Source organism: Gilliamella sp. B3801, assembly GCF_026536645.1.
GTDB classification, from domain to species: Bacteria; Pseudomonadota; Gammaproteobacteria; order Enterobacterales; family Orbaceae; genus Gilliamella; species Gilliamella apicola_I.
This window is the reverse complement of record NZ_JAFNNR010000001.1, coordinates 252,969-278,454: the sequence shown is the minus strand read 5'-3', so window position 1 is coordinate 278,454 and position 25,486 is coordinate 252,969. Positions and strand designations below refer to the sequence as shown.

Here is a 25,486-nt window from a genome sequence, read left to right as displayed (position 1 = left end):
TATATATGTATAAAATAGCATGTTGATTAAACATCTGATTAGATAAAACAAGAAAAGGTCAATTAACAACACAAAAATTATTGAATACTATTTGCAGGACATCTTGGGTGATTAATCACTCGCCTTTGTAGTACTTAAATATCAGTCTGTTTGAGATATTTTACTAAACATTAATAATTTGCTAGAAGCTGTTGACGATCCGCTTTATTAAAGTAAGTCCATGCGACAAAACGGCTAATTTTTTGTCCTTGTGCCATAGGCACAATTTTTGTCTCAATAGCTTTAACGGCTTTTAAGTGTTTTCTAATTACCGGTAATGATTCTTTTTTTGAAACCAATGTCGTAAACCATAAACACTGAGTTTTATAATTGGCACTCTCTTTTATCATATTACTGATAAATGTACTTTCGCCACCTTGACACCATAACTCCATATGTTGCCCACCAAAATTCAGTACTGTTTTTTGTTTTGAATCACCCAATTTTCCTAGATTTTTAAGTTTCTTCTGGGTACTGGTCAAGGCAGCTTGCGCTGACGCATGAAAAGGAGGATTACAAAGGGTAAGCATATAAAACTCTTTAGGCTGAATAATCCCATCAAAAATCGCCAAACAATTTTTTTGCAATCGACATTGAACAGATCCCTTGAGTAACAAATTAGCCTTTGTGATTAATGATGTAACTTTGATGGCTGTTGGATTGATATCACTGCCCACAAATGACCAACCATACTCAGCTCGACCAATGATAGGATAGATCATATTGGCTCCCATACCGATATCCAACACCTGAACTTTTTTACCCGTAATCATGATATGTTGATTATCTTCTGCCAGTAAGTCAGCCAAATAATGCATATAATCGGCTCGTCCGGGTATTGGTGGACACAAATAATCGTTAGGAATATCCCAATAAGAAAGTTGGTAATAGGTCAATAGTAGTGCTTTATTTAACATTCTGACAGCGTTAGGATCAGCAAAATCAATCGATAAATTCCCGTATTGATTCCGTTTAACAAAAGCTGAAAATTCTGGCACAGCTTTAATTAATTGTGCAAAGTCATATCCATGGCGATGTTTATTGCGAATATGTAAAGGCGATGTGTTGATAGTTGGTGATCGGTTTGGCATGTTTATTCCAGAAATATGTACTATTATTTATTATAATGGCGTTTTGCATTGAGAAAAATACAAACATGATGAATTAGGCATCATTCACATAGGTTACTAGCAAATTGCAACTATTAACATAGCAAATATTCAAACTTTTCAGAACTGTAACGGATACAACAATCAGCAATCATTATTACCTTTAAAATATTTGTTATAATAGGTGATAAATAAATAATTAAAATAGATCTAATGAAACAATTAATTAAAATATCACTCGCACCACTGATTATATTAACCTTCATCCCTTTCGACTTGTATGCTGATGATTTTAGTGGTCAACATCTATCACTCTGTTGGGGTATCCCATTTGTTGGTATTTTGTTGTCGATAGCATTGTTACCATTATTGATCCCCCGAATTTGGCATCATCATTATGGCAAGATCACCATTTTTTGGACGTTGCTCTTTATGGGATCAGCATGTTATTTTTTTGGGTGGCAATCAACTCTTGAGCTAACTACTCATGCAATATTCGCTGAATATCTTCCTTTTATTCTGTTATTGCTGGCGCTGTTTACCGTATCAGGTGGTATTTTAATTAAAAGTGAAATAGTCAGTACCCCAAAATTAAATGTATGCTTATTAGCAGTGGGCACTTTATTAGCTTCAATCATGGGAACAACTGGAGCTGCCATGCTAATGATACGCCCCCTTATCAGAGCCAATCGCAATCGAAAACAAGCCGTTCACATTATTATCTTCTTCATTTTTTTAGTGGCTAATATAGGAGGAGGATTGACACCACTTGGTGATCCGCCACTATTTATCGGTTTTTTAAAAGGTGTCGATTTTTTCTGGACAATGAGCCATATGTTATTACCAGTATTGTTAACCTCGACATTATTACTCACGATTTTTTATTTCATTGATCGCCACTATTTCCAATTACAATACGGAAAGCAACATTTAGCCACAATGCCCAAAAATAACAATTCCATAAAGTTTTATGGATTAAATAATGTGTTACTGTTAATCCTGATTATTGCAATGGTTCTATTATCTGGAATATGGCATTCTTCTATAGAGATAACGCTATTCGGGACGCATCTAAGTTTACCTAACCTTGTCCGAGATGGCGTTTTTATCATTATCACCCTAATTTCTATTTGCATAACTCCGAAAAACATTCGCACAGCTAATGAGTTTAATTGGGAACCTATTATTGAAGTAGCTAAACTATTCATTGGTATATTTATTACAATCGTACCAGTTCTGGCCATTTTAAAAGCAGGCAGTGACGGAGCGTTATCGCCACTAGTTTCGTTAGTCAATAATCAACAAGCGCACCCCATTAATAGTATGTATTTTTGGCTTTCCGGGCTCCTATCAGGCTTTTTAGACAATGCACCAACTTACCTTGTCTTTTTTAATTTAGCATCGGGTGATGCAACAATATTAATGACTTCGCTTGAAAAGACCTTGTTAGCCGTATCTATGGGGTCTGTTTTTATGGGGGCTTTAAGCTATATTGGTAATGCACCTAACTTTATGGTTAAAAGTATTGCGACCCAAAATCAAATCGAGATGCCTAGTTTTTTTGGGTATATGAAATGGTCAATTAGCATATTAATCCCTGTTTTTATTGTTAATAATTTATTATTTTTTATTTGACAACGTAAAAATAGAATGGGGTCAGTCAGTGACATCAGATGAATATTGCCTGTTAATAAATCCTAAAAGAACTTTAAATATTTCTTTTTTACTAGTTGAAAACACTTCACTTAATTTTATTTCATCGGGATTAGCATTATTTTTTAATGTTAACCCGATGCCTATCGAAATAATATTAATCCCTAATCACGGGTCGAAATGCACACTTACACATTTTAACAAAAATTTAATTTTTGATTTTAACCACTAATTTCACTGATCAAATTATGATCATAAAAAGATGATTTTTATATATACTTATTAATCGAATAAGAATAGAATTAATCGCCTTTAACGAGTTCCTGACAATAAAATCAATTTAGATACATAATTCACATCAAATTATTATTTAAATGTAAATATTGTTAGGATAATTTTTACGCAACCCGTTAAAGACAAGTAATAAGATCTAATTATAAAAAAAACTTTGTTGGCTTGATTTCTAACAAAGTTGACTAAGAAATACCTTAAAAGGATGAAAATATGAATAAAGTTTACAAAATAGTCTGGCACACCTCTAAACGACAATGGGTTGTTGTTTCAGAGCTGGCAAAAAAAGGGAAAACGAAAAGTTCAAAATTGTTAGCAGTAACAGCATTGGCTTCGCTTTCCGCTAATGCATTAGCTGGTCCTTGCTCAATCAATGTTCAAAACCAAATAAATGTCAATGGTAGTAACTGTGAACTTACTGATGACAGCTATACGGGCATTGAAACTAAAGGGCAAGATAATAAAGTCATTACTGTTGATAACGGCGGTAAACTGACTTTTAATCCAACTAACGGTAAAGTGACCATTACCAGCAAAAACCAAAATCATGCTTTGGTCGTTGGGACGACAGAACCTTATCCTAAGCAAGACCCAGTAAATAATCGTCCAAATTTAGGCGGAACGGTGACCGTTGACGGCGATTTAACGATTAATCTTAACGCTCAAACTTTACCACCAGATGCTACAAAAAAACAATACCGACCAAGTAGTATTTTATTAGGGGACAATAGTGAATTAGTGGTTAATGGTAATTTAAACATCAATCACACCGATTTCTGGCCCGATAAAAATGATCAGTCACAAACCGAATTTGAAACGGGTGCCCCGATCGACGTGTCTTTGACGAAGGCAAACTCAGCACGCATCACGGTAAAAGGAGAAACCAATATAAAATCGAATGGTGACGGTATTCGTAATGGTTCGGAATTAAATGATACCCAATTAGGGGGAATCTTAAATTTTGAGAAAAACGTCAATATTGAAGCAAATTATGTTGGTTTAAAAAACAGCGCAGGTGACACTACATTTCATAATGATCTAAATATTAATATGAAAGAAGGAAAAGGAATTGTTCAAACTTCTGGTTCGATTCATGTGAAAGGTAATCTGGGTGTAGAATCAAATAAATTAAGCGGTGCTAGCCATAACGCCATCGATATTTATGGTGGTGAAATGAATATTGATGGTATAACCACAATTGAATCATATGGTGCAGGGAATCAACATTATGCATCAGGCACTTCATTATATGTCTCAGGACAAGGGAAAGCGTCTTTTGGTTCCGAACTTAACGCAACCACCAATAGCGTCAATTCCAATAATACGGATACCGGTAACGGTGATGTCATAAAACTGCAAGATCTGGGAGAAATTAATTTAGCGAGCAAAACATCCCTTACTGCAAAAGGCGCCGGTAATGGTATAACTATGGGTGGTAATAGTAAATTAAACCTTAACCGAGAAACGACTATTTTTACCGAATTGGGCGATGGTCTCAATATTAATGGTGGCACAATCAATAGTGATAAAGCCGACCAATTAAATATCAGTTCAAATGCGAATAATGGTAATTTAATTAAAGTTACAAACGGTACTGTCAACTTAGCCAAAAATACCACGCTTAATGCTAAACATGCTACTCACGGTATTCATGTTGAAAATGGTACAGTTAATTTGAATCAACAAACCACTATCAATACCCAATCGGGCAACGGTATTCATCTTAGCGGAGGAAACATCATTGCCGCAGATGATTCACAGTTAGACATAACCACGACAGAATCAAGCGCTATTTATCAAACAGGTGGAAATTTAATATTAAAAAATACAAATATTAAATCTCCGCAAGGTTATAAAGCCATTATTCTTGACGGTGGTTCACTATCTAATTTAGGTAAATTGACTATTGAATCCGTGACGGATACGGCAGCGATACATAGTACTGTCGAATCTGGCAAAAAAGCGGTATTTAATAATGCTGGAACATTAGATACCAGTAAAATTGATAATATTCAATCTATTGTTAGTCATGATAAAACAGGTATGTTAGAAATTAACAATGCGAAAACGGGTGTATTGAATGCTAACAATGGTAATCTTTTTACCAACACATCTACAGGAACTATCGTCGTTAATAATGCTGGTAATTTGTATGGCAAGATAGAAACTGGAAATGGTAGCATTAATTTAAATAACTCTGGCCTTTGGGAAATCACTGAACATTCTACTCTAACCAATGTCAAAAATGCCGGAACCATTCACTTTAAACACCCAACATCGCTTAACCGCAGCGCAAGCGAATTCTATTCAATTGATATTGCCGGTGATTATGTTGGTGATCAAGGTACAGTGAAAATGCATACTATATGGAATGCTTCAGACGACCCAAATAATAGTAGCATCAAGTCAGATGTTTTAAATATAAGTGGAACAGCTAAAGGAACAACGACCATCGTTCCATTATCTGCTGATGGTACAGAACGCATTATTGATGGTAATATAAAGCAAATTGAAAAAAGTTTGAATAGTGTTTTAGTTGTCAATGTTGCTAATAGCGGATCAGAAGTTGCCTTTACGGGTAAAGCTCAAACGACCGGATTGACAGAAGTTCAGTTAGCTAAACGTACCGTCGATAATCGAGATGAATACTATTGGACAATGAAAGCAAGAACCAAATCACTTGTCGAAACCAATAAAACTATTTATGCCGATCCAATTGCGGCTTATGCACTTATGCCGAGTGTCAACTTTGAACAAGGATACACAACGTTAGCTAATTTAAGGGAACGTCGTGGAGATATCTATTGCTTGGACTGTGCTACTGACGATAGTCAAAATACTTGGGCTCGAATTTTTGGTAAACATCAAAAACAAGATGGTGAACATCGCCTCAATTTTGAGACCAATATCTATGGTTTCCAAATTGGGCACGACTTCGCCATCACATCGTTGGAAAATAATGGTCTGAATTTATTTGGTGGTTATCTGTCTTACAACAGAGCTAAAACTGATTTTTCTGATAAATATCGTACTAAAGACGGTATCCTTATCAGTAACAAAAAAACAGGGAAAGGCGAATCAGATAACTTCAGCTTGGGTATCACTAATACCTACTATACCGGTACTGGCACTTATGTTGACTTAGTGGGTCAATTATCTTATCTACGCAACAAATATAATGCTCGCACAGGTAAAAATCCATCCACTCAAGATGGTTGGGGTGTAGCGCTATCGGCTGAAGCAGGTCATTCAATTCCATTAAGTGGAACGAATTGGTCTATTGAACCTCAAGCACAACTGACATATCAGTATTTGAAACTTGACAGTTTTAATGATCATATTCGCCATGTCGATCAGAATAATCCTGATACATTACGTGGTCGTGTTGGTGTCATGTTTGCGTATAATGCAACAGATACAGAAGACCAAAAAACGTCAGTATATGGTATTGTAAATATCTTGCATGATTTCTTTAGCCCTGATGATGTAAAAATTGGACGTGATAAACTTAGCGAGAAGTTCAATAAAACTTGGGGAGAAATTGGTTTAGGTTTAAATATTCCAATTACTACCCAAAGTGAACTATATGGTGATGTCCGCTACGAACACAATTTTGGTGGCAGTAAACATCAAAGTTTTCGAGGTAACATCGGTTTAAAAATAAACTGGTAATTATCATCAATCTATTCTGCCACATGAAAGTAATGTTGAATTTATGTGGCAGAATATTCAACGCTTAATTTACTATAATTAATTGAACTAAGATTAGCCTTAAAAAATGGCTTATTGACGTCATCAAAATTGGTTAACAATGACCAATAATGACAGACAAAACGATGTAATATTAAAAATTGTCAATTTAACCTAAGTTATAGGCTATGCAATCGGTAAGAGTAATCTATTTATACTGTTGTTTAGGATATGAAGGATAGAAGACAAATTTAGCGGTGTTAAATCGTTTTAAATTTTACTTTACTGGATCGTACAACATTATAAAACCAATGATGTACGATCCTTTTTATTATTAATCGTTAATATTCCATACTACCAACGGATCATCATTCCAACATTCCCTGATAGACCTTGACGATGAGTACTACCAAAGTTATGTTCATATCGAACATCACTATACAGATTCATGTTGGTCACTATAGGTAACTGCATACCGATACCCATTTCTCCCCAAGTTCGTGCAAACTTTTCGTTGATATGATTACGACCGATATTGGTTTTTTCTGGATTCACGAAATCATGCCATAAATTTCCAATAACATAAAAAGATTTGCGTTGACTAAATTGGTTATCATCATGATAGGATAACTTTAAGCCTAAACGACTACGTAAACCGTCTTGTCCATTTTGATCAACATGACGAATACCATCTTTAAAGTGACTTAAATTGATATGTTGGTAAATCAATTGTGCTTGTGGTTCTATTGACCAATTTTTATCAAACACTGAAATAGCGTGCCCAACTTCAGCAGAAACAGCAGCAGCCCAACCATGTTGACTATCTGGATTATGGCTATTTTTAGCATGATATTTGTTAGTTAAATAAGATAATTGACCTACTAAATCTAAGTAACTCCCACCTTGGGTATAGTAAGTGTTCGTTAAGCCAAAACTAAAGCTTTCTGATTTACCATTACCTGTTTTTTTATCATGTGTGATAACGCCATCTTTTGCATGATATTTATCTGAAAAATCAGTATTGGCATTACTATAGGCAAAATAAGCACCTAACATCATGACATCTTGACTATCTGTCTGTTTAACAAAAAAATCATGACCAATTTGTAAACCATAAATATTTGTATCAAGATTTAAACGTTGTTTACCATCTTGTTTATGATGTTTCCCAAAAAAACGTCCCCAAGAATGATTTCCATTAATTTCACTACAATCATAACAAGTTATGTCACCTCGACGTTCTCTGAAGCTGGCTATACTAGAATACCCTTGTTCTAAATTGACACGAGGCATCAATGTATAACCTGACACTGGATTTGCGTAAATTAACTTATCAAATTTAGCATTTTGAGCATCTTTGCCTGATTTCGAATTAGCTGCCATAGTCCAAAAGTATTCATCGCCACTCTCTGTTGTGCGTTTGGCTAACTGAAACTCAACAACGCCATTCGTTTTTGCTGTGCCACTAAAGGCTTTTTCGTTATTTTTTTCGGCAACATAAATGACAGGCGTTGTATTTATCGCTTTAGTGATTGATTTTATATCACCATCAATAATATTCTCTTTACCATCATTAGAAACAGGAACAACAACGGTATGCCCTTTAGCTGAACCGGCAATTTTTATTGTATCAGATTGAATATTTTTATCGCTTTCATTATCAGTAGCTCCCCATACAGTACGCATTTTCACGATACCTTTTTTTCCAACATAATCACCCTTCACATCCATAATATGAAATTCAGTTGGCGATTTATGAGCAAATGAAATGAGACCTGAATTGATGACATTATTTAAATTTGAGTCGCCATTAATATACCATTGACCACTATTATCAAGATTTATAATACCTACATTAGCATCCATTGTTCCGCTAAGTTTACCTGCATTATTAATATTAATTGTACCTGGTGTGATATTTTTAAATAATGAACCTTTATCAAAAGAAAGATCCCCATTATTGCTATTATTCACAATAAACGTTCCTGTTCCTTCATGAATAAACATATGTTCAATTGATGTCGAAGCGGGATCAGCTCTAAGTGTTCCATTATTGTTAAATGTTGTCGTATCATCACCCATGACAGCTGCATGGACTATTGACACATCATTATTTGAATTTAAGGTGATAATTCCATTATTCGTTAAGGTTCCGTACCATAAATGGATACCCTTTCCTGCGGTAGTAATTGTCGTATTTTTATTTAATGTTAGATTACCAGAATACTTTTCATTTCCATCTTTGTTGCCTAGGCTGATTCCAATACCACTGACTTGACTGTTATTAATGATTAAATCATTATTAAAGGTAATGTTTCCACCATTACGTATCGCATCTGCTCCATCAGTGTTAAACGTTGCAACACCATTGACCGTTACCACATTGTTATCTTTTACAACTTCCAGTGGTGCACCAGTAGGGGTTTTTTTAGTTATCGTTAAATCACCTTTAATTAAAAGGGTACCCTTATTGTACATATAAATACCACGAGAAACTTTATTACCGGTAATAATTTCCAAATCACCATTAAATATTGTTGTCCCGCCTTCTACTTGTGGTCCGCCATTACCGCCACCTATCGCTAGCGTGTGATTACTTGAATAAGAAGGGCTTATCATTTTTACCTTATCAGCGGTAAATATTGCTGTTGTATTTTCACCTTCAATGCGTGATAAATTAGTTCCGTAGTAATCACCGTTTGAAAATTCACATGTTGAACCTTGGTTAGCATACGCTTTGTTACCGGCATAACAATCAGCATAAGAAATATAGGGAGCGCCCATTAATGCTGTTAATACTAATATTTTTTTAAATTTTGATTTTCCATGTCGTAATACTTCCGAAGTCATAATCCAACGTTGTAGTGCAACATTCCACTTTAATCTATATTTTTGATCCATATTTAAAACAACTCTCATTTAATCCCATCAATTAATTTTGTGTAAAACACAAAATTTCCATCTTGCCTTAAGCTTATTTATATATCGGTCATAACACTTAAATTCTTTATGTTTTTTTTCAACTCACCCCTTAAAACCATAACCAACTGATTAATATTTATTTTTTACTTTGCGCTGAATACTACATTACCTATTTTTATTTACATGATATTTTTAACTCAAATAAAAAAATTTATTGATATTGAGAAAAATGAATCAGTAATGACAACTTAATATCCAAATTTTATATGCTATAAAAAAATATTTACTTTTTTTATAAATAGAATTTAATATCAAACTCTAATGATTGTAAATAATTATTTATTTATGTATAGATTATGTTAATTCATTAACAATTATTTAATTTAGATAATCACAATAATTCCCAAAAATCATTTTAGAAAAGATAAGTTGTTTATATTGACGCATGTCAAAATGAGGTTGCAATTGAATTTATAATAAAAATTTCAGTCATTTTTTTAACTAAATGATGAACGCAAAAAAAGGCATTTTTTAAAAGCATCAACTAAATTAACATGAATATTTTAACCTTTTAACTTTTAACTATTTCATCAATAACTGTTTTAAATTGACAGCGAATTTACCCCAGCATCCATCAACATTCATTAGCAAATTTTTATTTAAATGCGTAATAGCTCATCCTGCTTGAGGCTTTAAATAAAACGTCTGGTTAAGTTCAAATATGTTTTCTTAATCCACGCAAAAACGATCATTTTATTACTCATAATAAAGCGAATAAACAATAAGGCTTCAGTTTTGGTTTTAGTTCGTTTTATACTTTCATAATAATTATTGTTATAATGACCTATTTTTACAATAATTTGAGAGTGACTTATGTTAAATCAGCTTAAAGCAATTATTCAGTATCTTCTTCCAAAACAGTTTTTAACAATTATCTTTGGATGGTTAGCCAAAAAACAGTTGGGAAAAGTCACAACATGGATGATTAAAGGCTTTTGTAAGTTATATCAAGTCGACTTAAGTGAAGCAAAGTTCACTAATGCCGCAGACTATAAAACATTTAATGACTTTTTTGCGCGGGAATTAAAAGAAGATGCTCGCGAAATTGATACGGCTGAAAATTCAATTATCATGCCCGCCGACGGCGTGTTAAGCCAATTTGGTACAATTCAAGATAGCCAATTATTACAAGCAAAAGGACATTTTTATTCACTCGAATCTTTGGTTGCTTGTCATCCAGATATGATTAAGTACTTCCAAAATGGATCTTATGCCACCACCTATCTATCGCCCAAAAATTACCACCGTTTCCATATGCCATGTGACGGTACATTACGCGAGATGATCTATGTGCCTGGTTCACTTTTTTCAGTCAGTAAAGCCACAACAGAAAGCATTCCGAATATTTTTGCGCGTAATGAACGTGTTATATGCCTTTTTGAAACAGAATTGGGGCCAATGGCACAAATATTAGTCGGGGCTACGATCGTCGGAAGTATTGAAGTAGATTGGGCTGGAATAATCACACCACCACGTGAAGGAATCATGAAACGTTGGACATATTCTGATGAAATTAAACTCAGCAAAGGTCAAGACATGGGATGTTTCAAATTAGGTTCAACCGTTATTACATTATTTGCTTCAAATGCGATTGAATTTTCAAACGATCTTAAAGTTGGGGATGTAACACGTGTAGGTCAAAAATTAGCTGAAAGGATTTAACAATATGTGGATGCGTGGATTATTGTGTTTGTTATTAATGGTTTTTTCTTCAACCCTATTCGCTGAAGAAAAAATAACGACTATTGATGATGTTCAACAACTTACTGAAATCGTTGATAAACTCAACGAGACTAATGAAGATCTTCGCCAAAATATGGAAAGCCAAAAGATTCATTTAACCAGTATAATTAACGAACAGACAAATATATCAACGCAAATCTCTCATGTTCAAAATACCCTAGCTACTCTCGATGAACAAGGGGAGTGGCTAAGCTTTTCAACGGCATTAGGTGAAACATTACGTCAACAATTATTACGTTTACCTGAAAAACCAAAATCTTTAGCGCTCGACGCAGAAATAGCCAAAGCAAAAGTTCAACAACTTAATTACAGTAATGTTCTTAAAAATTTGGATAATTATCCAAATTTATCTAATCAAATTAACGCTGGAAAACAAGGCTCGCAATATCGCCGTCTATTACGTGAACAAAGCGAGTTACTTAAGACGTTAATCGCAGGTACAGATACCACGATTTTAGAATTAACCAAATTAAAAATTGCCAATAAGCAATTAATTAATGCTATTGACGAAGTGAATGATGCTGCTCATCGATATTTCTTTTGGGTTGCTGATGTAAATCCCGTATCATTGAGTTTTCCGTTACAATTAGCTAAAGACGTCAATTATGTTATTTTTTCGATCGACTCGCTTTCACAATTATATAAAGCGGGAATCCAAATACTGACGACCCCGAAAACGCTTTTTTTACTGATTTTATCGATATTATTTGTCGTTGTGCATTTTAAAATGCGTAAAAAATATTACGCATTTTTGAATAAATCTGCCTCCCGTGTGGGTAAAGTAACGCAAGATAACTTTTCATTAACTTTAGAAGTCGTCATATATTCTTTAATCATGGCTTTACCGATTCCTATTTTATGGGCAGTCTTTGGCTATGCATTACAACTCAACTGGGATTATCCTGTTGCCGTTGCGTTAGGATACGGTGTTAATGCTGCTGCTCCAATTTTATGGGTATTTATCATCACGGCACATCTGGCATCACAAAACGGCTTGTTTATTAGTCATTTTGGTTGGTCATCTAAAAAAGTCCGTGCAGCCATGAAATATTATCAATTATCGGTATGGCTTGTCATACCATTGGTAATGGTTGTCATGAGCTTTGATCAGTTCAGTAATCGTCAATTTGCCGCAACTATTGGGCGTATTGCGTTTATCATTCTTTGCTTTGCGTTAGTGTTTATGACTAACTCTATCCACCGAGCAGGCGTTCCACTTTATATTGATAAAAAAGGATCGGGCGAAAATTTATTAAGCCGTATCGTTTGGCTAATACTTCTTAGTGCGCCATGGCTTGCCATTATTGCTGCTTGTTTGGGTTATCTATCAACGGCACAAGTTTTATTAGGTCGTCTTGAAGCATCGGTCGTGATTTGGTGTGGACTTCTCGTTATCTATTTTATGATTCGTCGCTGGATGTGGATACAAAAACGGCGTATCGAATTTGAACGAACTAAACAACGCCGTCTTGAACGTCTGCAACGCGCTAAAACACCCGAAGAAGATCTGGCTGACAACGTTGATGAGCCTGTTATCGATTTAGATGTGATTAGTGCACAATCTTTACAACTTGTGCGTTCTATCATCATGTTAATTGCTTTAATTAGTATGATTTTACTTTGGTCTGAATTACATTCAGCATTCGCATTTATGAATAATATCAAACTTTGGGGAACTACCACGATCATCAATGGTACCGAAGTTGAACAATATATTACTTTAGGCGCGGTATGTATTGCTATTTTGGTGATGACAATTACCGTCCAATTAGTTAAAAATCTACCTGCATTACTGGAATTGGGAATATTGCAACACTTAGATTTAGCACCGGGCACCAGTTATGCAATATCAACCTTATCAAAATATATCATTTTAATGATTGGCTCCATGATGGCCTTTTCATTTATTGGGATAGATTGGTCGAAAATACAATGGCTTATAGCGGCACTTGGTGTTGGTTTAGGTTTTGGTTTACAAGAAATATTTGCAAATTTCATTTCGGGATTAATCATTCTTTTCGAAAAACCAGTCCGAATAGGCGATACCGTAACAATCAGGGATCTGACTGGTAATATCACCAAAATTAATACTCGAGCCATCACTATTGTTGATTGGGATCGAAAAGAGATTGTGATGCCGAATAAAGCATTTATCACCGAACAACTCGTTAACTGGTCATTGTCAGATTCTATTACACGAATTGTACTCACTATACCGGCTACAATTGATGCCAATAGTGATCTGGTTATTGAATTACTTCAAAAAGCCTCGGATAAATGTGAATATGTGCTTAAAGACCCTGAACCGCAAGTTTTTTTAGTGGATATTCAAGAAGGTATTCAATTATTTGAACTGCGTGTTTTTGCTGCTGAAATGGGACATCGCATGGTGTTACGAAGTGCAATCCATAAATTAATCCTAGAAGCCTACCGTGAAAACGGTCTGACACTCCCTTTCCCACCATTACAAACCAATTTAGAGGCACTGGGTCGCAAAAGTGGGCGTCGTAGTTATACTGTAGGAACCATTTAACCAAAAAGTGTCTCTAACCAAGGCACGCCAAAGGCGCCTGGCGCTAACAGAACAAATGCCCATATCGGTGCTGAGGTGATGTTAGCTAAATTAAACTTAGTTGTTGGCATATGCATTGCGCCAGCAACTAACGGCACTACGGCTCTTAACGGACCAAAAAAACGCCCGATAAAAACCCCTAACGCACCATAACGTTGAAAAAATTGCTCTGCTCGAAAAACCAATTTAGGATACTTTTTAAGTGGCCAAGAATGGATAACTTGATGATGATAATGTTTACCTAACCAATATGAAATTAAATCACCCAAAATGGCTCCTAGCGAAGCAGCAATCAATACCGGTACGAAAGCGAGTGTACCTGTTCCAATTAATGCACCTACACCTAATAATATAGCCGTTGCTGGAACCACTAAAGAAATAATGGCAAGCGATTCACCAAATGCTAATAAAAATATAATGGGCAAAGCCCAGATTTGATGATTTTCAATAAATTGCATTATGGTGTGTGTAATTTCATTTAATGACATAATTGCATCACAAATTTTCAATTGATTATGGTGACCTATTTTATCATAATAAGTAATTATTAGCGTTAAGTTATCAGTGCATTATGAATTATCTTACAACTATTTTTAAGTATGCTAATACCCTATTTTCAACAAATCCAGATAGCGTATAATAGCTAATCACTTAGCCATAACGTTTTATAAAAGACAGATAGCCAGAGAAAGTCTATGACAATCGGTTTAGAACATATTACCGTTGAAAAATTTAACAGTAATCAACCCATCCATTCAGAACATGATGTTTTAGCTATAGAAACCCCTGTTGCATTGGTATATAACGGTATTTCACATGTTGTCATGATGGCAACCCCTAAAGACCTTGACTATTTTGCTATCGGCTTTTCATTAACAGAAGGTATTATTCAATCCCTAGATGACATCTACAGCATTGACATTATCAAAGTGACAAATGGTTTTGAAGTGCACATTGAGCTATCATCACGGCGATTTTTTGAGTTTAAACAAAAGCGCCGGAACTTAACAGGTCGAACAGGTTGCGGTATTTGTGGTACGGAACAGATTGAACAAGTCTGTAACATCATGCCTACCTTGTCATCCACTCATTGCATTGAGTTATCCTATTTTAATCAAGCATTGTCAGCATTAAAACGTGTTCAAACTGTTGGTGAACAAACGGGTTGTACGCATGCTGCAATATTACTTGATTTAGCAGGTAATTTTATTGCTGGTTTCGAAGATATAGGTCGACATGTCGCATTGGATAAATTGTTAGGCTTTCGAGCGACACAACTTAAAAAAAATCCGAATTTTCCTCAAGGTGTTATTGTTGTTTCAAGTCGAGCCAGTTATGAAATGGTACAAAAAACTATTCATTGTGGAATTGAAATATTGATGGCGGTATCTGCTGCAACCTCGATGGCAGTCGAAATGGCCAAGAAAAGTAATCTAACCTTAATCGGTTTTTTCAAAAATGATAAAGGTGTGATTTATTCAGCTAGTCACCGAATACGTTAAAAGGTGAACAATGCGAGTTTAACGATAAATTTTTATGTGATCTTTTTCGCGTTTTAAAAAAAAGATGATTAATTATTTTTTTAGATATGACATACTACGGCGATTTTAAGAATGTGCCAAAAATAACAACGCCATCACACATTCTCAAAATGAATTTATTAATAATACATTAATCTTGAAAAGATGAATTAGCTTCATCAAAATTTATTCTTACAAACATCTACAGACAATTTAAGGATACATCCATGCATCAAACATCTGATATTCAACAAGCGGTCAGCTATATTCAACAAAAAACCAATAAAAAACCAACTATCGGTATTATATTAGGTTCAGGATTAGGCCCTTTTGCCGATACGCTTGAAGATGCAATCCATATTCCTTATGACACAATCCCTCATTTTGCAAAATCAGCTGCTGTGGGACATTCTAATGAGTTAGTTATTGGTCAAAGCGGCGATAAAACAGTAGTTGCCATGAAAGGACGTTTTCATTACTACGAAGGATTTTCGTTAGATCAAGTGACCTTTCCGGTGCGAGTCATGAAAATGCTGGGCGTTGAAAAACTGATTATCACCAATGCTTGTGGTGCAGTGAATACCAGTTTTAATCCTGGTGATTTAATGCTGATTACTGATCATATTAATTTGACGGCAGATAATCCTTTAATTGGCCCGAACAACGATGAACTAGGTGTACGTTTTTTAGATGTCAGTGAACTTTATAATAAACAATTACGTGCAACCGTTTTAGACGTTGCCAAAGAACTTAATATTACCTTACGCCAAGGCGTTTATGCTTGGTGGACAGGGCCAACTTATGAAACACCAGCAGAAATTAGAATGATTCGGGTATTAGGTGCAGATGCAGTCGGTATGTCCACTGTGCCTGAAGCCATTATTGCTCATCATTCGGGAATTAAAACGATAGGCATATCCTGTTTAACGAATATGGCTTGTGGTATTTTGGATCAACCATTAGGGCATGAAGAAGTGATTGAAACAGCAGAACGTGTAAAATCAACGTTTTTACAATTAATTACCAAAACGATAGCACGCTTTTAATCACTGTTTTATTGTGTTGATGTTGTATTAAGGGTTTACTTTGTAGGTATCTGTAATGAACATAAGCAATAGATTGAAAATAATGTTGTTTTTCCAATACTTTATTTGGGGAAGCTGGCTGGTTACCTTTGGCTCTTATATGAGTCATACTCTCCATTTTTCAGGGACTGAGATAGGATTAGTGTTTAGTTCAAAGGGACTTGCCGCATTAATCATGCCATGCATTATCGGCATTATTGCAGATAAATTTTTACAACCTAAATACCTTTTCATGCTATGTCATACAATCTGTGCCATTGCACTTTTTTATGCAGCATCAATCACTCAACCTAATCCATTATTTTGGGTAATGTTAGCGAATGCTTTAGCATTTATGCCCACTATCGCTTTATCGAATTCGATCAGTTATCACTGTTTAGACAACAATAATATTGATTCATTAAAAGCTTTTCCTAAAATAAGGGTTTTTGGTACCGTAGGCTTTATTATAGCAATGTGGATAATAAGCCTACTTAAATTAGAACAGAGTCATGCACAACTCTATGTAGCCAGTATCGCATCAATCATACTTGTCATTTACAGTTCGACACTACCTAAAATAACGATTCATAAAAAAATAAAACAGTCATGGCATTCTCGATTAGGATTAGACGCATTTGTACTTTTTAAAAAACCGACAATGGCGGTGTTTTTTTTATTTTCGGTATTAGTAGGCGCTATTTTGCAAATAACCAATACTTTTGGTACCACCTTTTTGCGTGATTTTAATAAGATTCCGCAATTTGAAAATAGTCTAATTACACAGTACCCGGCTATTTTATCTTCAGTTTCACAAATGGCAGAGGTTGCCTTTATCTTAACTATCCCATTTTTTCTCAAAAAATTGGGGATAAAAAAGGTCATAATGATAAGCTTAATCGCTTGGACTTTAAGATTCGGACTATTTGCATTTGGTGACCCAACACCATTTGGTTTTGTTATGCTCATGTTATCCATGATTGTTTATGGTTGTGCATTTGATTTCTTTAATATTTCCGGTTCAATTTTTCTTGAAAAAGAGGTTAATGCAAGTATACGAGCCAGCGCACAAGGTTTATTTATGACTATGGTAAACGGTGTCGGGGCTTATTTAGGTTCAATTATCAGTGGTTTAGTTGTCGATATGTGTACCCATAATAATGTAAAAGATTGGCAAGCAATATGGTTAATTTTTGCGTCTTATGCACTCATTTTAGCTATCGTGTTTTACTTTAGTTTTCATGATGACCATATAAGCAATAAACAAATTAAACAATAGGATAGTCAACTCATATAATGGATTATAACAACATGTTTATCTTCTAAATCGAATCAGTTCGTATTCATTATCATCACTCATTTAATGAACTTGAATAAACGACAGGGCTAATCCCCCTGTGATTATGTTTTACATCGAAAATTATCGATGAAGTTTTTTGTTACAAAAGTATTGAGATTCAAATATGAAAGAAAAATTTTTAGGCAGTTTTCTAGTTTTTTTAGGGGCATGTAGTTTTGGTGTCCTCTCTTCTATTGTAAAAACCGCTTATCAAGCTGGATATACATTAGGTGAAGTTACCGGTGTGCAATGTTTTTTGGGTATGCTGATACTATGGGGAAGTCACCTAATCGTTAAAAGCTTAGATAAACCCAAAGCAACCCCTGTTAAACATTCTCCTTCTACCCCAAAATGGAAAGTGTGTGCTGTTGGAATTTTTCCCGGCTTAGTTGGTATCTGCTACTATCAGTGTGTTCAATTAGTTCCGGCATCAATAGCCATTATTCTACTGATGCAATATTTATGGATCAGTATCATTATTGATTTTGTCATATTTAAAAATAAACCCAGTAGCGTTCAACTTTTGACAGTAGGCATTATCATCATCGGTAGTTGCTTAGCAGCAGGCGTTCTTAATCAAGACATTCATTTAAATTTTTCAGGCTGTTTATTTGGATTTTTAGCCGCTTTAATGTATTCCCTTTTTATCACTACCAGTAGTAATGTGGGTAACGATTTACCAAAGCTTGAAAAAAGTGCCTTAATGATAACGGGTGCATGTATTATTACGTTTTTAATTTTTCCACCGTTATTCTTTTTTAAATACAGTATTTCAGACCCACTTTATGTATTAGGATTCTTATTGGCGTTATTAGGAACCGTTTTACCGCCCTTTTTATTTTCGGTTGGTATGCCAAAAATTGGCATTTCATTTAGTGCGATATTATCGGCAGCTGAACTTCCGATAGCCGTGACCTGTTCTTATTTCTATTTGAAAGAATCTGTCTTGTTAACGCAATGGATCGGCGTCATCATTATTCTATCAGCCATTGCATTGTTAAATCTGAAAAATCTTAAGAAAGGCTCATAACGGTGTTATAATTTACGAATAAGACTAATTCGCTTTATATATACAAATTCTGACATCAAGGCTTAAACATAACGTTTAAGCCATTTAATAAAAATATCCGCTTTCGGATTATATTTGGTTTGTGGTCTTAAAATGTAATAACGCTGTTTACATAATAATTCCATATCAGGAAAAGGCATAACCAACTCTTTCGTTTCCAAATATTTACTAATTAACTGTTTTCGTCCCATGGCAATACCGGTATGGTTAATAGCGGCAATAATAGCTAAATCAGAACGATCAAAGATGATTTTGGGGATATCATTAAGTTCAAAAGGTAATGAAAAATTATTTGCCCATGACTTCCACTCTTCTAAGTTGGAGTCATGTCCCCAAGCTTGTCCGTCATGCAACAAAGTACAATTGGTCAATTTATCCACATTACCATATAAATCCTGTTTAAGCGCATAAGCGTGGCTACAGACTGGAATAATGGTTTCATTCATCAAATGGTCATAACGAACTTCTTCATAGCGTAGCGCATCAAAATAGATGGCAAGGTCAATATGATGACGATTAAAATTACTCACTTCATTACCGGACAAAATATTCAAACTGATATACGGATACTGTCGAGTAAATTCAGCAAGTTTAGGGACTAACCAACATTGAGTAAATGACGGTTTTGCATAGACCGTTAATGTTCCAGCTGCCTCTTGATTCGTTATTTCCAGAATTTCTTGATTCAAACTACGAAGCGAATTTTTTACTGCACTAAAAAGATTTTTGCCATTATAAGTCAATTCAATACGACGATGAAAACGCTGAAATAACTTAAAACCTAGCTCATCTTCTAATTTATTGATTTGATGACTGACAGCACTTGGGCTAATACAAAGCTCTTCTGCGGCTAAAGCGAATGATAAATGGCGAGCTGCTGATTCAAAAGTATGTAGTTTAGCTAATTGATAACGATTAACGATACGGCTTTGTGCCAAATATTTATTTTCATCATACATCTGTAATTCTCCTGTACTTCGACGGTCAAACTTCAGTTAGCTGTTTTTCAACTTTCATCTTTACATTTACAAACAATAATATGTAGGACAAGTATTGAAAAGAAGGACTTGCTGGTTTTAAATTACTTTTTTAGATGAATCCAGTTCATGTTAAGTTGTTTATTTATCATTTGTCAAATATTAATCAAAAACATCTAATAATAACAGTATTTAACAGCTTAAAAAGACGGCATTTTTAATTCAAAATTTATAATTTTTACTAAATTAATCATTAGTATAACGTAGATTGAAGTTTTTGTCGTGAATTGTTATTCATTTATCTGGTCTTATTAGCCTATTTAGTGAGTTAAACCGGCTTAAAAGAATGGTGATCGATAAAATTGAGATGAATGTAATGAGTTTGTTGTAGTCAATATTGGTTAGACAACTTAGCCGTTAATTTAAGTTACTGCTATATAGTCATCCTAATATTTTAATAAGAATGTGAGAGTGAATAAGATCGAATAAATATTAAATTTAAATGCGTCTAGCAAAATGTCTTATCCATTTTTTATGTTTAATTTAAACATATTCCTCCACAATCTTTATTGCAATGAACAATTTCTATGCTTTTGTAACCTTAATAGTTTGATTTGTTATACTTGTTTCTACATTTTTATTTTTTAAATCAATAAAATAATATAGAGGAATAGGATTATGATGTTTCAAGACCTTGAAAAACGTCTACTAAGCCACCATTTAGTGATTAGTCTTGTTAAATTGGCAATATTTTCTTGGTCTAAACGAAGAATAACCGTTTTAACTCAAAAATTATTTTTTCAAGTATTAACAAAAATAGGCGTAATGGAATGTGATCAACAACTAGTAAGAAGTACTTCTTATCACGAGAAATCATCTCCAAAAGCGGCTGTAACAAAAGGAATTATTAAGCCAAATAAAATTATCATATCGAACACAACATTATTTCCAGAAAAACACTATCATCTCGACAGTTTAAGTAATTATTTGCTTAACAATATAGTTATTTTCTTAGGAAAGCTTATACCTATGTCGATATTTTCTCATTATGGAGATCAAGCTGAATTTGATTTAAAGAGTGATATGAAAACGAGTTAGCCGAACAGAATTGGTAATTTTATTGGTATTTTTATTCGAAATTAGTGTTAAGTTCTTGGTTAGTTTTATCCATTATAAAGTGTATTAGTAATGACAGGAGGCATTAAATTTTAATTTTCGTCTTGTAAAAATAAAGTAAATAATAATTTTTTAACTTGATTTATTAATTGTTGAATAGCATTTAATCGACTTGTTATAAGGAAATTACAAAAAAACTGGAAGTTAGTTATTTTATACTGATGTAGCGCCGTAACAAGAAGTATCTTAAGAAAACAAGTAACAATCGTTTTTTTCATTGTCCGACACATTGTTATATTATTGTCCTGAAATAGAAAGGAAGTTATAGAATGAAGACACATAAAAAACCATTATTTACCTTAGTACAAAACAGTGAATCAGTAACAAAACAAAATACTTTAAGCTATTTAGACTCTAAACTAAATTATCCGGATTGCGTAGATGAAATCATTGCATTACGTATTAAGGAGCTTAAATTACATCATACTGAGTATAAAGAAAAAGAGTACAACGAAAAAAATACTTTTCGTAAAAATAAAGAGTTTTCATTTATATTTGGGGAAATATTTGAATCCGAACACCATGAGAAACAAATCGGTATGTTAAAAGATGAGATAGCTTTGGCTAAAGAGTCCAATAAAGTAAAGGAATTACTTGGTACTCGATTGAAAGAGATGGCTAAAGTATACCCAGATGTGGAACTTGATCTAAGTGATGTTGATGTGATCCCAACACAAATAAAAGAACATTTGTTTGCTCCACCTTTAATCTTAACTGAAGATAATGCCATTATGCTTTGGGATGATTAAAAAATAGTTTTAACAATAATTAATACTAGGTCTAATAAATTACAGGGTATAAGCCCTGTAATTTATTTAATAGGTTTGTTAGAACAAATACTAATATTTATCAGTGCTAACTGTTAAAGGCACTTTCACCATGGCTGTTAATATCTAATCCTTCACGTTCATGCTCTTCTGATACACGTAATCCAACTGACAAATCGGCAATTTTATAACCAATCAATGCGATAATAGCTGTCCAAACAACACAGGTAATCACACTCATTAATTGGATACCTAATTGGCTTAGCATATTCATGCCTTGGGCATAACCAATGCCGCCTAACGATTCTGCTGTAAATACACCAGTTAGCAAACAACCTACAATACCACAGACGCCATGTACCCCAAATACATCACAGGTGTCATCAATTTTTAACCTTTTTTTAAGAGAAGATACACCCCAAACACCGGCAAAACCACAAATCAAACCAATTAACATTGCGCCACCAACGCCGACAAATCCTGCGGCTGGCGTTATGCCAACTAATCCAGCAATAACCCCTGAAGCAGCGCCTAAACATGATGGTTTACCTCGCAATACCCATTCGGCAATGGTCCACGCTAAAACGGCGGCTGCCGTTGCTGCGACCGTATTAATAAAAGCCAAGCTGGCAATCTCATCGGCTTGTGTTGCCGATCCCGCATTAAAACCAAACCAGCCTATATAAAGAATTGCTGCCCCTAAGTACACATAAGGTAAATTGAAAGGTTTTAAGGGCTCACGATTATAACCGATACGGTTTTTAAGCAGATAGGCGCCAATTAATCCGGCAACGGAAGCATTAATATGAACCACCGTACCACCAGCAAAATCTAATGACCCTTCATCGCCTAATATCCCCCCGCCCCAAACCATATGAGCCATCGGTATATAGGCGAATGTAAACCAAATTACCATAAAAATTAATACTGCTGAAAATCGAATACGTTCCGCAAAAGCCCCCAGTATTAAACAGCAGGTAATACAGGCAAAAGAGCCTTGAAAAGCGATCCAAATCAGCTCATAAATCGTTCCCGACAAGTCCGTTATCTTCACACCAATCAATAAAAAATGATCGAAATTACCAAAAAACCAATTTCCCTGACCAAAGGATAAGGTATAGCCATACGTTATCCAAAGTACGGTGATTAATGAAAAGGTAACCAATACTTGTGACAACATGGATAACACGTTTTTAGAACGTAATAATCCACCATAAAAAAGTGCAATACCCGGTACAGACATAAATAGTACCAGTGCAGTACAAATCATCATAAAACCATTATCTGCTTTATCAGCAATAGGAACTTCATTAGCCAATACTGAACCAGAAACCAATAATCCAAACACTAAACTTAATTTTTTTAACATAATATAATCCCTATTTATAGTGCTAACTCATCGGTTTCACCTGTTCGGATCCGAACGACATGCATCAATGGCGTAACAAAAATTTTTCCGTCGCCAATTTTGCCGGTATAAGCTGCCTGACAAATTGTGGTAATAGCTTCGTCGAGTTGATCGTCACTGATCGCTAACTCTATTTTTACTTTAGGTAAAAAATTAACAGTGTATTCTGCACCTCGATAAAGTTCGGCATGACCTTTTTGCCGCCCAAACCCTTTTACTTCTGTAACAGTTAATCCAGTGATACCAATATTTGAAAGTGATTCTCTGACCTCTTCTAATTTGAAAGGTTTAATCACAACAGTCACTAATTTCATCTGTGTAACTCCTCATCTTTTACTATGGGTAATCAACATAATGCAAAGGTTATGCCAGCTTTGATTAAGATTAATTTGTTGTGATTTTAGATAAGTAATGATGAAGCGTTATCATGCAGGTATAAAACATGAATTGTATAACAAATGATTGAGCTGACAAGCTCTATTGGGTTATCAAGAAAATTTAACTCGATAGCGTTTGATGCACTATTCTGGTGCTATTGCGTTTTTGTAGTGCCTTTTAATCTATTCATTAATTTAATTAGAAGGTCACCATTAACTTGCGGTATTCATCAAAAGCAAAGTGATCAGTCATGCCACTAATATAATCTTGCAACAAACGACAACGATAATAGAACTCCCAACTTTGAAAAGTGTCTTTCGTTTCATCTTTATTCTTAATAGCTTGTTGATAAGCATCCCGATGTTTAGCGGAAAGTTTATGATAAAGCCGTGTTTCAATCGGGTATTCTTTGTGATTATCGTCTTTTACTAATTTTAAAAAATCATGGGTTGGCATATCGAGTAAAGGACTATAGATATCTAACAATCCACTGATAATTCGGTGACCTTGTAATTCAATATTTTCAACAGATTCATGATTAAAAACATATTTAACTCCAACCGTTTTAAAGATATTTAATAATTTATATTCAGCCCCGTGACCTTCCAACAGCGCATTATTAAATGAACCATGGTATATCTCCTCGATATTTTCAATAAAGCGCTCAGCAGCATGAGGGACGAGTTTTGTGATAGTGTTAACACGTAAATACATGAAAAATTGCCCAATAGCTATCGCATTAAATTGATTTTGTCTTAGATTTTCATATGAACGCTCGACAACTTTATCAAAAAGATCACCAGGTTTGGTTGGCCCCCAAGCGTCCTTTAAATATTCATAAAGTTGTTGTACAGAAAATAATTTTTTTTCTACCGCATCTTCAAGATCGGCAATACAGTAAGAGATATCATCTGCTGCTTCCATAATATAAGTGAGTGGATAACGGTGAAAAGGTTTAATATCAAGTTGTTCAGATAACTCTTTGATAAAAGGCTCTTCAGATAAGTAATAACCCGGCTTTTTCATCAAATAGGAGAATTTAACAGGAACTTCACGCAACCAATAGGCAGGTTTGGAATATTTTAATATTGATGCAATTTGCGAATAAGTAAGATTTAATCGCAAAATGGTATGAACTAATCGTATGGCTTGTGCATTACCTTCAAAATTGCATAAGTCTTGACGGATTTTACTTTTCAACTCCTGAAGCTCAGTATTATCCGTTTTTTGTATTTCAAGCACAGGATAATAAGATGATGCATGAATTTTTAATCGTGAACCAAACCATTGGTTAATTGCTTTTTCACCAAAGTGTCCGAAAGGAGGATTACCAATATCATGCATTAAACAAGCCATTTCAACCAGACTTTCAATCGGCATAATAACTTGTTCTAATCCCAATTGTTCCAGTTTTCCGGCGTTGCTAAGACGATGAATGATCTCTTTAACAATATAACGCCCTACCTGTTGTACTTCCATGGAGTGGGTTAATCGTGTTCTGACAACTGAATTACGCTCTAATGGAAAAACTTGTGTTTTTTGCTGTAAACGGCGAATCGCAGCAGAGTTAAGGATCCTTCCTCGATCGCTTTCGAAACAACGAATTATTGAGTAGAGATTGGTTATCTTTTCTCGGGTTTTGCTTGCGCTACGTTGATAGTTAATTTTTTTATTGAAGTCGATCATACTCAATCCCTTGTATTCATATT

Annotated in this window: 17 protein-coding genes; 10 read left to right on the top strand and 7 right to left on the bottom strand. The window is 34.6% G+C overall.

Annotation, left to right across the window (positions count from 1 at the left end; translation table 11 throughout):
* Positions 1-170: 170 nt before the first annotated feature.
* Positions 171-1,130 carry a 23S rRNA (adenine(1618)-N(6))-methyltransferase RlmF gene (gene rlmF / locus J3U14_RS01145; protein WP_267351366.1) on the bottom strand — a complete coding sequence of 320 codons (960 nt, stop codon included), beginning with the start codon at positions 1,128-1,130 and terminating at the stop codon, positions 171-173.
* Between the two features lie 231 nt (positions 1,131-1,361).
* Between rlmF and J3U14_RS01140 the strand changes: the two genes are divergently transcribed.
* Both J3U14_RS01140 and J3U14_RS01135 read left to right on the top strand, forming a co-directional pair.
* Positions 1,362-2,783, top strand: a complete 1,422-nt coding sequence (locus J3U14_RS01140) for a sodium:proton antiporter (RefSeq protein WP_267351364.1) — start codon at positions 1,362-1,364, stop codon at positions 2,781-2,783.
* A gap of 522 nt (positions 2,784-3,305) precedes the next feature.
* Entirely contained in the window at positions 3,306-6,764 is a 3,459-nt protein-coding gene (locus J3U14_RS01135) for an autotransporter outer membrane beta-barrel domain-containing protein (protein WP_267351362.1), read from the top strand.
* A 372-nt stretch (positions 6,765-7,136) separates the two neighbouring features.
* On the opposite strand, the gene J3U14_RS01130 is transcribed toward J3U14_RS01135, so the two are convergent.
* Positions 7,137-9,683 (bottom strand): autotransporter outer membrane beta-barrel domain-containing protein, encoded by a 2,547-nt coding sequence (locus J3U14_RS01130; RefSeq protein WP_267351345.1) that lies wholly within the window; start codon positions 9,681-9,683, stop codon positions 7,137-7,139.
* An 894-nt stretch (positions 9,684-10,577) separates the two neighbouring features.
* Between J3U14_RS01130 and asd the strand changes: the two genes are divergently transcribed.
* Positions 10,578-11,426, top strand: coding sequence for an archaetidylserine decarboxylase (gene asd, locus J3U14_RS01125; RefSeq protein ID WP_267351343.1), 849 nt, complete (start codon positions 10,578-10,580; stop codon positions 11,424-11,426).
* A 4-nt stretch (positions 11,427-11,430) separates the two neighbouring features.
* A complete protein-coding gene (mscM, locus tag J3U14_RS01120; RefSeq protein ID WP_267351341.1) occupies positions 11,431-14,040 on the top strand; it encodes a miniconductance mechanosensitive channel MscM in 2,610 nt (869 codons plus the stop codon).
* On the opposite strand, the gene J3U14_RS01115 is transcribed toward mscM, so the two are convergent.
* Positions 14,037-14,567, bottom strand: coding sequence for a DedA family protein (locus tag J3U14_RS01115; protein ID WP_267351339.1), 531 nt, complete (start codon positions 14,565-14,567; stop codon positions 14,037-14,039). The genes mscM and J3U14_RS01115 overlap by 4 nt on opposite strands.
* A 207-nt stretch (positions 14,568-14,774) precedes the next feature.
* Between J3U14_RS01115 and fdhD the strand changes: the two genes are divergently transcribed.
* From fdhD to J3U14_RS01095, 4 genes are all read left to right on the top strand, one after another.
* Positions 14,775-15,581 (top strand): formate dehydrogenase accessory sulfurtransferase FdhD, encoded by an 807-nt coding sequence (gene fdhD / locus J3U14_RS01110; RefSeq protein WP_267351337.1) that lies wholly within the window; start codon positions 14,775-14,777, stop codon positions 15,579-15,581.
* A gap of 245 nt (positions 15,582-15,826) precedes the next feature.
* The gene (locus J3U14_RS01105) at positions 15,827-16,645 is read left to right on the top strand and encodes a purine-nucleoside phosphorylase (protein WP_267351335.1); all 819 of its coding nucleotides are present in this window, start codon (positions 15,827-15,829) and stop codon (positions 16,643-16,645) included.
* Between the two features lie 55 nt (positions 16,646-16,700).
* Positions 16,701-17,942, top strand: coding sequence for a nucleoside permease (locus J3U14_RS01100; RefSeq protein WP_267351333.1), 1,242 nt, complete (start codon positions 16,701-16,703; stop codon positions 17,940-17,942).
* Between the two features lie 184 nt (positions 17,943-18,126).
* A complete protein-coding gene (locus J3U14_RS01095; RefSeq protein WP_267351332.1) occupies positions 18,127-19,032 on the top strand; it encodes an EamA family transporter in 906 nt (301 codons plus the stop codon).
* A 62-nt stretch (positions 19,033-19,094) separates the two neighbouring features.
* Here J3U14_RS01095 and dsdC read toward each other — a convergent pair whose 3' ends face one another.
* A complete protein-coding gene (dsdC, locus tag J3U14_RS01090) occupies positions 19,095-20,030 on the bottom strand; it encodes a DNA-binding transcriptional regulator DsdC (protein WP_267351330.1) in 936 nt (311 codons plus the stop codon).
* Positions 20,031-20,726: 696 nt separating this feature from the next.
* Here dsdC and J3U14_RS01085 point away from each other — a divergent pair.
* Complete coding sequence (locus tag J3U14_RS01085; RefSeq protein ID WP_267351328.1) at positions 20,727-21,146, top strand: hypothetical protein; 420 nt, start codon at positions 20,727-20,729, stop codon at positions 21,144-21,146.
* A 347-nt stretch (positions 21,147-21,493) separates the two neighbouring features.
* Positions 21,494-21,973, top strand: coding sequence for a hypothetical protein (locus tag J3U14_RS01080; protein WP_267351326.1), 480 nt, complete (start codon positions 21,494-21,496; stop codon positions 21,971-21,973).
* Positions 21,974-22,079: 106 nt separating this feature from the next.
* Here the strand turns inward: J3U14_RS01080 and amtB are convergent, their stop codons facing one another.
* The 3 genes from amtB to dgt all read right to left on the bottom strand — a co-directional run bounded on the left by amtB (position 22,080) and on the right by dgt (position 25,469).
* Positions 22,080-23,360 carry an ammonium transporter AmtB gene (gene amtB, locus J3U14_RS01075; RefSeq protein WP_267351324.1) on the bottom strand — a complete coding sequence of 427 codons (1,281 nt, stop codon included), beginning with the start codon at positions 23,358-23,360 and terminating at the stop codon, positions 22,080-22,082.
* A gap of 14 nt (positions 23,361-23,374) precedes the next feature.
* On the bottom strand, positions 23,375-23,713 hold the full coding sequence (gene glnK / locus J3U14_RS01070; protein ID WP_220216771.1) for a P-II family nitrogen regulator: 339 nt from the start codon (positions 23,711-23,713) through the stop codon (positions 23,375-23,377).
* 262 nt (positions 23,714-23,975) lie between these two features.
* The gene (dgt, locus tag J3U14_RS01065) at positions 23,976-25,469 is read right to left on the bottom strand and encodes a dGTPase (RefSeq protein ID WP_416380155.1); all 1,494 of its coding nucleotides are present in this window, start codon (positions 25,467-25,469) and stop codon (positions 23,976-23,978) included.
* Between the last annotated feature and the right edge of the window lie 17 nt (positions 25,470-25,486).

Excerpts from the sequence above, each read along its gene's own strand:
- J3U14_RS01115 (WP_267351339.1), bottom strand. The coding sequence starts at position 14,567 with ATGTCATTAAATGAAATTACACACACCATAATGCAATTTATTGAAAAT.
- amtB (WP_267351324.1), bottom strand. The coding sequence starts at position 23,360 with ATGTTAAAAAAATTAAGTTTAGTGTTTGGATTATTGGTTTCTGGTTCA.
- mscM (WP_267351341.1), top strand. The coding sequence starts at position 11,431 with ATGTGGATGCGTGGATTATTGTGTTTGTTATTAATGGTTTTTTCTTCA.
- J3U14_RS01140 (WP_267351364.1), top strand. The coding sequence starts at position 1,362 with ATGAAACAATTAATTAAAATATCACTCGCACCACTGATTATATTAACC.
- J3U14_RS01095 (WP_267351332.1), top strand. The coding sequence starts at position 18,127 with ATGAAAGAAAAATTTTTAGGCAGTTTTCTAGTTTTTTTAGGGGCATGT.
- dsdC (WP_267351330.1), bottom strand. The coding sequence starts at position 20,030 with ATGTATGATGAAAATAAATATTTGGCACAAAGCCGTATCGTTAATCGT.
- J3U14_RS01135 (WP_267351362.1), top strand. The coding sequence starts at position 3,306 with ATGAATAAAGTTTACAAAATAGTCTGGCACACCTCTAAACGACAATGG.
- rlmF (WP_267351366.1), bottom strand. The coding sequence starts at position 1,130 with ATGCCAAACCGATCACCAACTATCAACACATCGCCTTTACATATTCGC.
- J3U14_RS01080 (WP_267351326.1), top strand. The coding sequence starts at position 21,494 with ATGAAGACACATAAAAAACCATTATTTACCTTAGTACAAAACAGTGAA.
- J3U14_RS01085 (WP_267351328.1), top strand. The coding sequence starts at position 20,727 with ATGATGTTTCAAGACCTTGAAAAACGTCTACTAAGCCACCATTTAGTG.
- J3U14_RS01130 (WP_267351345.1), bottom strand. The coding sequence starts at position 9,683 with ATGGATCAAAAATATAGATTAAAGTGGAATGTTGCACTACAACGTTGG.
- glnK (WP_220216771.1), bottom strand. The coding sequence starts at position 23,713 with ATGAAATTAGTGACTGTTGTGATTAAACCTTTCAAATTAGAAGAGGTC.
- J3U14_RS01100 (WP_267351333.1), top strand. The coding sequence starts at position 16,701 with ATGAACATAAGCAATAGATTGAAAATAATGTTGTTTTTCCAATACTTT.
- asd (WP_267351343.1), top strand. The coding sequence starts at position 10,578 with ATGTTAAATCAGCTTAAAGCAATTATTCAGTATCTTCTTCCAAAACAG.
- fdhD (WP_267351337.1), top strand. The coding sequence starts at position 14,775 with ATGACAATCGGTTTAGAACATATTACCGTTGAAAAATTTAACAGTAAT.
- J3U14_RS01105 (WP_267351335.1), top strand. The coding sequence starts at position 15,827 with ATGCATCAAACATCTGATATTCAACAAGCGGTCAGCTATATTCAACAA.